General features: G+C 68.0%; 10 protein-coding genes. 2 read left to right on the plus strand and 8 right to left on the minus strand.

Annotated elements, in window-relative coordinates:
• Window position 1: 1 nt before the first annotated feature.
• On the minus strand, window positions 2-481 hold the full coding sequence (locus CFP71_RS14485; protein ID WP_093934397.1) for a MarR family winged helix-turn-helix transcriptional regulator: 480 nt from the start codon (window positions 479-481) through the stop codon (window positions 2-4).
• Between the two features lie 54 nt (window positions 482-535).
• Between CFP71_RS14485 and CFP71_RS14490 the strand changes: the two genes are divergently transcribed.
• Together CFP71_RS14490 and CFP71_RS14495 are read left to right on the plus strand one after the other, a co-directional pair.
• Window positions 536-1729 carry a multidrug effflux MFS transporter gene (locus CFP71_RS14490; RefSeq protein WP_093934370.1) on the plus strand — a complete coding sequence of 398 codons (1194 nt, stop codon included), beginning with the start codon at window positions 536-538 and terminating at the stop codon, window positions 1727-1729.
• Window positions 1726-2700 carry an amidohydrolase family protein gene (locus tag CFP71_RS14495; RefSeq protein ID WP_093934371.1) on the plus strand — a complete coding sequence of 325 codons (975 nt, stop codon included), beginning with the start codon at window positions 1726-1728 and terminating at the stop codon, window positions 2698-2700. Before CFP71_RS14490 ends, CFP71_RS14495 begins: the two co-directional genes overlap by 4 nt.
• Here CFP71_RS14495 and CFP71_RS14500 read toward each other — a convergent pair.
• From CFP71_RS14500 to CFP71_RS14530, 7 genes are all read right to left on the minus strand, one after another.
• Window positions 2592-3350: a hypothetical protein gene (locus CFP71_RS14500; protein ID WP_244199673.1), complete on the minus strand. Its 759-nt coding sequence runs from the start codon at window positions 3348-3350 to the stop codon at window positions 2592-2594. The genes CFP71_RS14495 and CFP71_RS14500 overlap by 109 nt on opposite strands.
• Before the next feature lie 25 nt (window positions 3351-3375).
• Window positions 3376-4341 carry a peptidylprolyl isomerase gene (locus CFP71_RS14505; RefSeq protein WP_093934372.1) on the minus strand — a complete coding sequence of 322 codons (966 nt, stop codon included), beginning with the start codon at window positions 4339-4341 and terminating at the stop codon, window positions 3376-3378.
• A 60-nt stretch (window positions 4342-4401) separates the two neighbouring features.
• Window positions 4402-6687, minus strand: a complete 2286-nt coding sequence (locus CFP71_RS14510; RefSeq protein ID WP_093934373.1) for a glycosyl hydrolase family 95 catalytic domain-containing protein — start codon at window positions 6685-6687, stop codon at window positions 4402-4404.
• Window positions 6684-8978, minus strand: coding sequence for a glycosyl hydrolase family 95 catalytic domain-containing protein (locus CFP71_RS14515; RefSeq protein ID WP_093934374.1), 2295 nt, complete (start codon window positions 8976-8978; stop codon window positions 6684-6686). Before CFP71_RS14515 ends, CFP71_RS14510 begins: the two co-directional genes overlap by 4 nt.
• A gap of 127 nt (window positions 8979-9105) precedes the next feature.
• Window positions 9106-9924, minus strand: a complete 819-nt coding sequence (locus CFP71_RS14520) for a tyrosine-type recombinase/integrase (protein WP_167406123.1) — start codon at window positions 9922-9924, stop codon at window positions 9106-9108.
• A 59-nt stretch (window positions 9925-9983) separates the two neighbouring features.
• A complete protein-coding gene (locus tag CFP71_RS14525) occupies window positions 9984-10766 on the minus strand; it encodes a hypothetical protein (protein WP_244199674.1) in 783 nt (260 codons plus the stop codon).
• A 321-nt stretch (window positions 10767-11087) separates the two neighbouring features.
• Entirely contained in the window at window positions 11088-12494 is a 1407-nt protein-coding gene (locus tag CFP71_RS14530; protein WP_093934377.1) for a M1 family metallopeptidase, read from the minus strand.
• Window positions 12495-12686: the final 192 nt, after the last annotated feature.

Genomic DNA, 12686 nt, shown 5'->3' on the forward strand with positions numbered 1-12686 from the left:
GCTAGCCGGACTTCCCGGTGGTGTCCGAAGCGGCCAGGGATTTGGCGGTGAGCTGCGTTTCGATCCGCCGGAGGATCGAGGTCACGGTCTCGATCTCGTCCGGGTCGGACACGATGCCGTCGAGCAGCCCGCTCCAGATCTCGCGGAGCTGCCGCAGGTTCTCGTGCGCGCGGGCGGTGGGATAGAGCCGGATCCGCCGGGCGTCGTCCTGGTCGGTTTCGCGGTGCACGAGGCCTTTCTTCTCCAGCCCGCGCACCGCCCTGCTGAAGTTGCTGGAGATCAACTGGGTGGCCTCGGCCGCGGCGCGGGCCGAGGTGCCGGGGTTCCGGTCGATGAACCGCATCACGGCGCTTTCCAGCGGTGTCCAGGAGTCGGACGCGAACTCTCTGTTCGCGAATTCCTTGGACGCGTGGATCTGACGGCCCACCGCCAGGATCAGGTCGGCGAGTTCGAACAGCCGTGACGTTTGCTCATCGTCCACCAGGCAATGGTACATTTGCTGTCAGTTGATAGCTATCATCTGATAGGAGTATCGGTGGACACATCGGTGGACACGCGGTCCCGCGGCACCATCCCGGTCCCCTTGCTGCTCGTGCTCGCCCTGCTGGCCAGCGTCGCCCCGTTCGGCATCGACCTCTACCTGGCGGCGTTCCCGCGGATGGCCGTCGACCTGGAGACCAGCGACACGGCGATCCAGCTGACCCTCACGACGTTCCTGCTCGGACTCGCGGCCGGGCAGCTGATCTTCGGCCCCGTGTCCGATCGATGGGGCAGGCGCGGACCGCTGCTCACCGGTTCGGCGGTGTTCATCGCCGCGAGCCTGCTCGCCGCGTTCGCGCCCACGATCTCCGTTCTGCTGGCCGCGCGACTCCTGCAAGGACTGAGCGCCGCGGCGGGCATGGTCATCGGCCGCGCGGTCATCGCCGACCTGGCCACCGGCCGGGCCGCCGCCCGCGCGTTCAGCTTGATGATGATCGTCGGCGGGGTGGCACCGGTGGTCGCACCGCTGCTGGGCAGCCTGCTGGTCGACGCGATCCACTGGCGCGGAATCCTCGGCGTCCTGGTCGGACTTGCCGTCGCCATGCTCGCCGGATCCGCCGTGATGGTGCGGGAAAGCCTGCCCCGGGAGCGGAGGGGCACCTCCGGCAATGCCGGGTTCCGGGCACTTCGGAGCCGCGCGTACCTGTCCCCCACGCTCACGCTCGTCTTCTCGTTCGGCGTGCTGATGGCCTACATCTCCGCGTCGCCTTTCCTGTACCAGTCGGTCATCGGGATGAGCGCCGTCGGCTACGGCCTGATGTTCGCGCTCAACGCGCTCGGCCTGGTGCTGAGCAGCGCGGCGGCGTCACGGCTGCTGCACCGCGCCGAACCGCGCCGCGTGCTCACCGGCGGTGTCCTCTGGCTCGTCGCCGCCTCGGCCGTGTTGCTCGCGATGGCGTTGCTGCCGATCGGCGTCGCTTTGCTGCCGGTGCCGATCTTCTTCGCGGTCTCGGCGCTGGGTTTCATCCTCGGGCCCGCCACGGCGATCGCCCTGGACGCGGTCCCCGGAGCCGCCGGAACCGGTTCGGCCGTCCTCGGCGCGACACAGTTCGGGCTCGCGGCCGTCGTCTCGCCGCTCGTCAGCGTGGGCGACGGGCATTCCGCGGTGCCGATGGCGATCACCATCGCCGTACTCGCCGTCATCGCGGCGATCCCCTGCTTGAACGCGACGGAAAAGGTGAGGAAATGACGCTCATCGCGATCGAAGAACACTGGATCCTGCCGGAGCTGACCGACGCCCTCGACGGTCTTCCGCCTGAAGCCCGCGACGAAAGCCTCGCCTTCAACGACCTCGGGGACCACCAGGAACGGCTACAGGACTTGGGCGCGGGCCGGATCGCGACCATGGACGCACAGGGCATCGACGTCTCGATCCTTGCCCTGACACCACCGGGAACCCAGTCGCTTCCCGCCGAAGAAGCGCTGCGGCTGAGCCGAACCGCGAACGACGTCTCCGCCGCGGCCGTCGCCGCCCACCCGACGCGCTTCCGTTCCCTCTCCACGTTGCCGATGTCGGCGCCGAGTGAAGTCGCCGGCGAACTCGAGCGAGCCGCCGATCTCGGGCACGTGGGCACCATGGTCTACGGCCGGTCGGGCGACCGTTTCCTCGACGACCCCGCCTACGACGACTTCTTCGCCACGGCGGCGGCACTTCGCCAGCCTGTCTTCCTGCATCCCCAGCTGCCCTCGGCCGCCGTCCGCGACGCGTCGTACCGCGGCTTCGACCCCATGACCGACCTCGCGCTCGCCACTTTCGGCTGGGGCTGGCACCTCGACGCCGCGACGGCGGCGCTGCGGCTGATCCTGCGGGGCACCTTCGACCGGCATCCTGACTTGCAGGTCGTGCTCGGTCATTGGGGCGAGATGCTGCTGTTCTGGCTGGACCGGGCGGACAGCCTGTCCCGTGTCGGCGGCTTGCGGCGGCCGGTCTCGGACTACCTGCGGACGAACTTCTTCATCACCACGTCCGGCATGTTCAACCCGGCGCTGCTGCGGCACGCCCTGTCGGTGACTTCGACCGACCGGCTGATCTTCTCGACCGACTATCCTTTTCAGCAGCCGACGCGGGAGGAGATCGACGCTTTTCTCGGTGAGCTTCCGTCCGATGTGGACCGTCGGAAGTTCTCTTCGGGCAACGCTTCGGCCTTGTTCGGCATCTGACGGTAGCGACGGTGCAGCCGGGCGAACTCCAGAGGATCGACAGCGGCCGGATCAGCCGCCAGCACGATCACCGCTCCCCCGTCGGGAGTCTGGCGAACGTCCAGTCCGGCGGGCAGAGGGGACAGCATCCGATACCGTGCGGCGTCGAAGTAGGTGTGCCAGCTCAGCCAGTCCGGCCAAGATCCCAGCGGAGGCGCGGAGAAGTCCGGGCCTGGCAGCTCGGACCAGATCTGCTCCAGCGACCACTCGTCCTCGACGCGGCCGAACAGCGCACCGGTCTCCCCCGCGATGGCCGTCCACAGTTCGGTGAGCCGGTGGTGCAACTCCCGGAACGGCTCAGCCCGGGCGTCCGGGGTCCGACGGCAGTGGCACGAATTCAACGACAGGGACACCGTCTGCCCGCCGGGAGCGGTGGACAACCAGACGTCCACCTCGGACCGGGTCCACAGGTTGGTGCTCCAGGTCCCTTCGGCAAGGCCGCGCACCAGCTGCTCCCGGTCCAGGACACGGTGTTCGCCCTCATGCCCCGGGGAGTTGTCGAACCCATTGTGCCCGCCGCCCGGCCGATGGGGCGACAGACCGAACGTGCCTGCCAGGCCCAGCAGCCGTTCGATCGCCGCCGGATCCAACGCTCCCTCGGGGAGCGTCAACGTCCAAGACCAGTCCGAGCCCATGTCAGCCGATCGCCACCGACTGGAACGTCACCGGGATCCGCGGCGCCCCCGTCCCGTCCCCGACGCCCTGGGACTCGTCCACCCCGCCCCGCGCGACCTTGTCCAGCACCTGGAGACCCGCGTCCGAGATACTTCCGAACACCGTGTACTCCGGCGGCAGTTCCGCGTCACCGAAGACCATGAAGAACTGGCTGCCGCCCGAGTTGGGCGCCTGGGTCTTGGCCATGGCGAGGATCCCGCGGCCGTACTTGATCTCCGGGAAGACCTCGTCCGGGATCGTGTATCCCGGCCCGCCTGTGCCGGTGCCCGCCGGGTCGCCGCACTGGAGCATCTGCAGCCCCGACGTCGCGAGCCGGTGGCACGGGGTGCTGTCGTAGTACCCCTGCCGCGCCAGCGACAGGAAGTTCGCCACGGTGCACGGCGCGAGCGCGCTGTCGAGGGTCAGCCTGATGTCGCCGACGGTCGTCTTGATCGTGACCGCCGTCGTGCCGGACGCCGGGGTCGGCCCCGACGCGGGCGGAGTCGCCTTCTTCGGCACCTCGCCGCCGGTACTCGCCGGGTACGCGCATTCGCTCGGATCCGCCAGCGGCGTGGTGCGTTTCGGTACCGGAACCCGGTCCGCGGGGATCCGCACCGAGCTCGACGGGGCAGTTTCCGGCACGCTCGACGTCGGAGCCGATGACGAAGACGGCGACGCCACCGCGCCATCGCTCTTCGAGTCCGACAGGAAGAATCCCGGCGCCACGAAACCGGTGATCGCCACGACGGCGACCACCACGACCAGCCCCAGCACCCCCAGGCCGACCCAGAGTGCCGTCTTGTTCGACGGCGGCGGCTGCGGCGGGCCGTACCAGCCCTGCTGCTGCGGATAGGACTGCGGATACGGCTGCTGGTAGGGCTGTCCCTGCGGAGTCCCGGAACCGGGCACCTGACCTTCGGGTTCGCCCGGCTGCGGCGGCTGGGACATCTGCGCTCCTGTCATCCAAAGGAAGTACAGGGGCTACTCTCGCGTATCACCACGGACGAGTCACGGCATCCCCCACGGCGTGGCGTCCCCATTGGCAGGAACAGGCCGGATCTCGAGGTCGGGCCGGTCGCCCGCGCGGTGCACGACAGCCTCTTCGCCACGGCGCAGGTCGATCCGGACGTCGCCGTTCGGCAGCCGCCGCCAGCGTTTCGGCCTTCCCCACCGATCGCGGACGGTCAGCTCGCCGTCCAGGTCCGTCCGCAGCACACAAGGCGCCCCCGCCTCACTGGCGACCTTGACCCAGCGCGTCTTTCCCCCCTGCCGTGAGGCGCTGACCAGGAACGCGCCCTGCGTCCGGAAGTCGCGCAGCGCGGCGTCCGCCCACTTGGCGGGCACGGCCGGGAACAGCCGGATGACGCCGCCCCAGCTCTGGACGAGCATGTCGTGCAGCGACTGGGCCGCCGAGAGCGGCGTCTCGATGACCGGACCGGATTCCTTGTACATCGTGTTCGGCTGGATGTAGCGCCGCTGCAACTCCCCGAGGTAGAACTCCGCCTTCTCGCCGCGCAGCATCTGCGCCGACATCGACGCGGCACCGGTGAACGTGTAGCCCTGCAGCGCGCCCTCGAAGCCCACCCAGTGGTCGAGCGAGGTTTCGATGATCCGCCGGTGTTCCGGCCGCTCCCAGGTGATCTCGTACAGCGGGTAGATCTGGAGCAGATGCGAATAGTGCCGATGCGACTTCGCGAACGGCACACAGGCGCCGATCATGTAACCGTCGGCGTCGACCGGATACGGGACCAGCGTGCCCAAGACCTCCCGCCACCGCCGTGCCAGCGGGTCTTCGATCCGCAGTTCGGCGGCCGACTCCAGCAGTGTCTTGCAGCCCCAGCGGATCAGCGCGAGGTCGTAGGTGCAGTCGGGCGCGTTGACGCCGTACTCCGGAGAGAAAGTCGACGGCAGGTGCAGTTTCCCGTCGGAGCCGGGGACGAGGAAGTGCAGGTAGTAGTTGATCGCCTTGCGCAGCAACGGGAACTGCGTGTCCCGCAGCAGCCGCCGGTCCATCGTGTGCCGGTAGGACAACCAGACGTTGTGCAGCGCCCAGGTGAGATTGCCGACCTCCGGCGTCGGCGTCTCCTTGCCGGGGATTCCGACCGGGAAACCGGAGTTCGTCCCGGCCGCGCCGTTGAGCAGGGTCATGTCGGTCGTGCGCGGGATTCCCGCGGAATCGTGCTGGTACGGCTCGGCGACCTGGTTCGACAGGTTCGCGCGGTACCTGCCGAGCGCGTGACTGACGGCGTCCAGCTCCAGGTGGTTCGAGCCGTGGATGAGCCAGTACTCCAGCTGGACATTGAGGTTCCACCACGTCGCCGGCCATGGAGTCGGTTCAAGCCACGGCCCGCAGGTCGCCATCACGGGTGCTTCCGCGCGGGCGGCCGAGGCGACTTTGTACAGCTGGATCCAGTGGAAACCCTGGAGCCGGGTGTCCGGAATGGACAGAAAGCTTCGCCGATAGTAGTCATGCCACCAACGGCGATGTTCGATCGCGAGGACGTCGAACGACCCGGCACGCCGGATGGTCTTCAGCGCCTCTCGCGCGGCCGTCTTCCTCGGGTGAGACCAGGCCACGGACGTGTACAGCGTCCGTTTCGATCCCCTGACGACCTCGCGCCATGCCGTGACGTGCTCGCCGCCCGCCAGCAGGCTCTGCACGGAAAGCCTGCTGTCAACACTGTTTTCCAGTGTCGCGGGCGGGTTGGCGATGTAGCCGACGGGCGGCGGCTTCCCGAACTTCGGGTCCGTTCTCGGGCTCACCGCCTCGGCCGGATGGAAGACCCAGCCGAAGCCGCGTTCGCCCTCGGTCGGCTCGATCTCGACGGCCAGCAGCGACTGTCCCGTGTGGATGATCGCGCGTACCGAGAGACTGCCCGCGGCCGTGGTGATCATGCCCCGGAGTTCGGCGTTCCAGAGATCCATCCGCCAGTCGATCCCGGTGATGGCGCCGACCGGTTCGAGGGTGAAATGGCCGATCGGCAAGCGCGCGAGCCCGAACAGGGAACCGAATTCGGGCCGATGATCCTGAACCTCGCTGTGCTGGACGTTGAACCGGACGGCGTTCCTGCCCGGTTCGGCGTAGATGCCCGAGCCGAGGAAACCGTTGCCGAGGAAGGGACCTTCGAACCAGGTCTTCGGCATCTTCCGCCACACCAGGTCCGCGGAGGCGAGAAAGCCCGGCCAGTCGAGGCCGCTGCCGGTCTCCGCCGCCGAGGCGGACGGCGCGAACCCGGCCGCCGCCACGCCCGCCAGCGCGCCGCCGAGCATCGTCCTGCGCGTGATGTCCGTCATCGGACCTCCTGGCCGAGTCCCCATGCCGGAGTTCCGCGATCGCCGGGCACGTCGCACGGCCCCAGGTCCGGACGCGCACCGCGCCGCGAGACGACGGCCGTCCCGCCGCGGCCGAGCGGAATCGAGATCGTGCCCGGCCCTTCAGCCCGCCAAGGAAGCCTTCGCCCGCGCCCGTCACGAACGTCGATGTCACCGGGGATCCCGTGTTGAAGCGTGAGCGGCTCCCCCGCTTCGCTACGGACACGGATCCATTCGGTCACACCGTTCCTGCGGGACGCGTCCACGAGGAAGGCACCTTCCGCACGCAAGCTTTCGAAGGACGCGTCCGGCCATGTCGCCGAAACCGACGGGAAGACCTTGAGGACACTGTGATCACCCTGAAGGAGCATGTCCACAATGGACTGCGCGGCGGTGATCGGACTCTCGATCGCGAGGTTCGCGCCTTCGCGGTACATCGTGTTCGGCGTGAGCTGAGTGTCGGCCACGACCGTCCCGTCGAGGAAGATCTTCAGGTAGCGCAACGCCTCCTCGGGCGCGTCCATCACGGAACTCATCGACGACGCGGCCGCGAAGCTGTAGCCGTGCCATTTGTCCTGGGCACTCGACCAGTGCGCGAAAGTACGGCGCATGACGTCCCGGTCGCCGGGACGATCCCAGAGCTTCTCGCGCAGCGGATAGAGCCAGAGCAGATGCGAGAAGTGCCGGTGTGATTCGGCCAGCGGGACATCGTCGCCGATCAGCACCCCCTGAACGGGATCCTGGTGGTATGGCACCAGTTTCTCGCCGATCTCGCGCCACGCGGGCACTCTCGGGTCGTCGACGCGCAGCTTGGCCGCGGACTCGACGAGGGTGCGCGCGGCCCAGCGGATGAGCGACAGGTCGTACGTGCAGTCGGCCGCGTCCGCGTACTCGGGCGACCTTGTCATCGGCAAGTGCAGCCGCCCGTCCGGTCCGGCGGCGAGGAAGTGGCGGTAGTAGTTGAGCGCCTTGGCGAGCGTCGGATACAGGACGTCGCGCAGGACGCGGACGTCCATGCTGTGCCGGTACGCGAGCCAGACGTTGTGCAGGCCCCAGATCAGGTTGCCGGTCTGGTCGTTCTTCGTGGCCGGGCCGGGAATCCCGACCGCGCGGGTGCCGCCGGGCCGCAGCCGCCAGTCCCCCGGATGCGAAAGGGCGTACGTGTCGCCGTCCCGATAGCCGGGAGGCACCGAGAGTTCGAGGTTGGCGTGGTCGCGGCGGAAGGTCGCCGTGACGGCGTCGAGTTCGGGATGGTTGCTGCTGTTGACGATCGGGTACGTGACCTGGACGTTGAGGTTCCACCACACCGCCGTCCAGCTGTTGCCGACCTCGGGGAACCACGGCCCCCACTCGGCGACGACCGGTCCGCCGCTGCGGGTGGCGCAAGCGGTCTTGTACAGCTGGATCCAGTAGAACCGCTGGATCCGCTTGTCCGGAATGGACACGAAACTGCGCCGGTAGAAGGCGTTCCACCAGCGCCGATGGCCGGCGACGAGCCTGTCCGGGTTCGTCGCCGACGCCCGGTGGACCCTGCTGATCGCTTCGGCGGTGTGAGTCGGTTCGGGAAACCCGTACGCGACCGTCGCCGCCAGAAGACGTCGCGTGCCGGTGGTCCGCTCACGCCACGCTGTCGTGTACCCGCCGCCCGCGTGCAGCGGCTGCTCGCAGTACTGGACCGCGCCCGCACTGGCGAGCTTCGGATCGGGATTGGCCGTGTACTCGGGCGGTTTGCGGATCGTCCTTGTCGTCGCCGACTTGAGCGGCGTGAACCCCCAGCCCGCCGCCGCGTCCCCCGTGAGCGAGACGAGGAGGAGATCCTGGTCGTTGTGGACCAGTGCGGAGAACCACACCGTCCCCTGGGTGGTCGTGATCGTGCCGCCGAGTTCGGCGTTGTACAGGTCGAGCCGCCAGTCCACCGCCGTGATCGCGCCCGCGAAGGTGAGGGTGAGGTAGCCGATCGGGAGCCGCGAGTACCCGATACCGGCTTCCCACTGTCCCCGCTGGTCCTGGACCCGGGAGTGACTGAGCATCACCTTGAGGACGTTCGGCTGCGCGCCCGCGTAGAACTGGACGCCGAGGAAGCCGTTGGCGAGGAACGGCCCCTCCTGCCAGCCCTTCGGCATGCGCTTCCAGACCATGTGCGCGTCGTCGACCACACTGCGGTGGACGTCCCCGGACGCCTGCGCCGGCGTGGCCCCTTGGGCCCACAAACCACCCAGCGCGGCGGTCCCCGCGGCAGCCTTCAGCATCGATCGCCTGGACAGCCCGCCCATGGGTCGCCTCCAGATTCATACTACGTTTACCGTAGATCAAGCCCTGGCGACCGGCATGTTTCCAGAAATAGAGCAGCTTTGGCCAGCCTGCTCACCCGTAAAGCGGCAGATACATCCGACCTATCGGTCAGCGAGCAAGGTAGGCCTGGGTGGCTTCAGGCGATGCGTGACCGAGCAACTCGGCGGCTTCGTCGAGGTCGACCCCAGCTCGGAGAAGGTTGACGGCGTACGTCTTGCGCAGGGTCCGGGCGGTGACTCCCGGAAGTCCGATCATGATCGCGAAAGTGGTCACGAGGCCGTTGACCGACGCGGGTGGCACGCGACAGCCGAAGACGGTGACGAAGAACGCCGGATTCTCGGCGGCACCGGGCCGCTCGGCACGCACGCGAAGATAAGAGTCCAGCAACGGGCGAAGCTCGACCGGAAGCGGAACGGTCCGTCGCCGCCTTCCGCGCACGGTGACCGCCTCGGCGGACACGTCCCGCAACTCCAGCGCGGAAACCTCGCTCACACGAAGACCGGTGTGGCACATCAGGTGGATGAGCGCGGCCTTCCTGGCCGACAAGAGGTGAACCGCGGAAGTCAGCAGCCCGCGCAGCTCGTCGTCGTCGAGCGGTGACAGGGTTCCGGCCTCGAATTCCGTTCGCTCGCTCCTCATGGCCAGCTTGCCCTGGACGAGCGTGCCGAGCGTGGCCCCTGCCGACTTCTGCCACCGCTCCGGCCGAGTCTTGAGCAAGCTCTCCTCGGCGGTCGCGGCACTCTCGACGTCCACCGAGCCACGCGCACCATTGAGCACCTGCTGCTCGCGATGCCGCTTCGCCCGGTTCACGCGCCGCTTGTGGCGCGGGATGTTCTTGCGTGAGGACTTGTCGTTCTCACCGTGCCGCTCACGACGATCCTTGGCGTAGCTCAGCCGCTTCTTCTCTTGCGGACTCTTCCTTCCCATCGCCCCTCCCCGGTGTGTCACCGGAAGATAGCGAGACATCTCGGCCGTGGACCACCGATTTACCCAGCATCCAGCCGAGCCCCGGCGGCGTTGTACGCGGCCACGAGTTCAGCGGCGACCCGCTTCGGTTCCGTGCGCAATCGGCTGGGCAGTGTCTGGAGCACCGCGATCCCGGCGGCGGTGTACCTGCCGTTCCGCGCCAGAGTCGCGGCGTACTGCTGCTTACCGAAATGGAAGTCGTACGAGTCGATCTCCCACGCGAGGAGGACCTTCCGGAAGTAGCCATCAGGTGTACCGATGTACTCGCCGTTCTCTGTCCGCAAGGGCCGGTTCCAACTCGGTTCGGGCAAGCCCGAGAGCCGCCACACGTTCATCGCGTCGATCTCCGCGACCGACCGTGCTCCTCGCAGGACGTCACCCAGAACCTCGCGAGAAAGCGCACTGCCTCGGTCACTGCCTGCTTCGAGTTCCTGGATGAGGTCCTCGGGATTCAGCCCGCCGCGCTGAACCGCTTCGGTCAGCAACGCCCGAATCGGATCCAGTGTGGTGAAGCGGCGACACTCGTCGAGGGCCGCCCGGACGAGCGGAGCCATGGCCACTCCGTCCACGGTGACCGGCCGGGGCATCCGTGTGGTCCGCTCCACGAGCACGTATCCGACACTGCTGACCTGACAACCGGCGGGCACCAGCAGATGAATCCGATCGGCCGTGGTCTTCGGCCCCCGCAACCCTTGCCGACGACAGGCTTCAATTCCGGTGACGATCGCCTCCGACCCGCCGTAGAGCAGGGCGCCTTCGACCGCTTGTCCGCGAGTCGGCGCTCCGGAGCGGAGCAGAATCACTCCGGGCAACAATCGCTGCCAGGGCTGCCCCGGCCGACAGCGCCGATAGCAGGTCCTCTTCGGGACACCGACTTCGACGAGCCGCGCAACGGTGATCACCCCATCGCGGCTCAGCTTGTAAAGGGCCTCATGATCGCGAGCCCACTCGCCAGTTCGCACCCCAAGATCATCGGCGGCTGCACCCAGCAGCCGCCAGCCCTTTCCGCGCCGTCTGTGGACAACTCGCCACATCAGCCCCACTGTGGACAACTCAGACGTGCCCCCAATGTGGCATTGGGGACGCTCAACGTCCCCAATGCCACATTGGGGGCACTCGGCCTTTTAAGGGAGTGGGGGCAGCGCCGGAGAGTCCAGCCAGGCATCGAAGAAAACGGTGAGTGACCGGCCGGCGAAGCGTTCAGCCAGAGCGACGAAACCAGCGGTAGTGACCAAACCGTGCCGGTTCTCCATCGCCCAGGCCTTCACCAGCGGGAAGAAGACCTCATCGCCGACGAAGGAACGCAAGGCGTGCAACAGAAGGCCGCCGCGTTTGTACACCCGCTCGTCGAACATCCGCGACACCCCGGGGTCGGCGAGGCGCAGGTCCGCGGGCTTCGCCTTCATCCGCGCGTGCCACGTCTTCGCCCACGCGTGCGCGGTCTGCCCGCCGGATTCCTCGGACCAGAGCCATTCCGCGTACGTCGCGAAGCCCTCGTTCAGCCAGATGTGCCGCCAGTCGGCGACGGTCAGGCTGTTGCCGAACCACTGGTGCGCCAGTTCGTGCACGACGAGCCGTTCGTGGGTGCGCCGCCCGTCGACGTGGTTGGCGCCGAAGATCGACATGCCCTGCGCTTCGATCGGGTCGTCGAGGTCGTCGTCGGTGACCACGATGACGTACTCGCCGAAGGGATACGGCCCGAACAGCCGTTGCAGCGAGTCCATGATCTTGCCCTGCCGACCGAAATCGCGCGAAAAAGCCCGGCGCAGGCGGGGTGGCACGGCGGCCCGTTGCGGGACGGAGGCGAGCACGGAATCACCGTCGAGACTGATCCGGTACGCCGAGACCGAAGGCTGCGAAAGCCAGCTGGGCTGCGGACCCGAGACCAGTTCGACGTCGTCGTACCGTCCGATTTGGACACTCATCAGGTACGTCGGAGTCGGCTCCGGGCGCTCGAAGACCCATCGGGTGGTGCTCGCGCGCGAAAGGCGCGACACCAGATTCCCGGTGACCGCCACGAGATACGGCGAAGACGTCGTCAGCGCGACGCGGTAGGTCGCCTTGTCCGCCGGATGGTCGTTGCACGGGAACCACGACGGCGCCCCGACCGGCTGGCTCGCGACGAGCGAGCCGTCGGTCAGTTCGTCCCAGCCGATGTCGCCCCACAGCCCGGGAAGCGGCCGCGGGTTGCCGACGTAGTGGACCTCCACCAGGAACTCGCTGCCGACCGCGATCGACTTCGCCGGTTTCACCTGCAACTTGTGCGCACGCCGCGTGTACTTCGCCGGTTTCCCGTTGACCAGGACGCGGTTGATCCGGAACTCGCCGAAGTCGAGTGTGAACCGCGACAGCGCCTGCGTCGCCTCCGCGGTGATGGCCGCGGAGGCCGACAGCCGGTTGGGACCGATCTTGTAGTCCAGCTCCAGATCGTAGTGCCGGACCCGGTAACCGCCGTTGCCGTGACGGGGCAGATAGGAGTCGCCGGAGGTGTCCGCGCCGGGCGAGGGCTGCGCGGAGGCCTTCGAAATCACCCGCGAAGAACCCCGCTTCCCATTGTTTCCGTCAGTGAACCCGCGGCCGCGATCGACGTCGGCAGGGCGCTACCTGGCAGAAGACCGTCTCGGTGAGCGGACAGGGCGCCCTGCCACCGCGATAGCGGGGCCTTCGGCCGGGGCGGGTTCATCTTCGCGGTCACCATTCCGAACACACCTCAGCTCCGCCAA

The sequence above is a fragment of the Amycolatopsis thailandensis genome, assembly GCF_002234405.1.
In the GTDB taxonomy this organism is placed as follows: domain Bacteria; phylum Actinomycetota; class Actinomycetes; order Mycobacteriales; family Pseudonocardiaceae; genus Amycolatopsis; species Amycolatopsis thailandensis.

What these genes read in the sequence shown, in the direction of transcription:
- CFP71_RS14520 (WP_167406123.1), bottom strand. Translation starts at nt 9,924, where the DNA reads ATGGGAAGGAAGAGTCCGCAAGAGAAGAAGCGGCTGAGCTACGCCAAG.
- CFP71_RS14505 (WP_093934372.1), bottom strand. Translation starts at nt 4,341, where the DNA reads ATGTCCCAGCCGCCGCAGCCGGGCGAACCCGAAGGTCAGGTGCCCGGT.
- CFP71_RS14495 (WP_093934371.1), top strand. Translation starts at nt 1,726, where the DNA reads ATGACGCTCATCGCGATCGAAGAACACTGGATCCTGCCGGAGCTGACC.
- CFP71_RS14510 (WP_093934373.1), bottom strand. Translation starts at nt 6,687, where the DNA reads ATGACGGACATCACGCGCAGGACGATGCTCGGCGGCGCGCTGGCGGGC.
- CFP71_RS14515 (WP_093934374.1), bottom strand. Translation starts at nt 8,978, where the DNA reads ATGGGCGGGCTGTCCAGGCGATCGATGCTGAAGGCTGCCGCGGGGACC.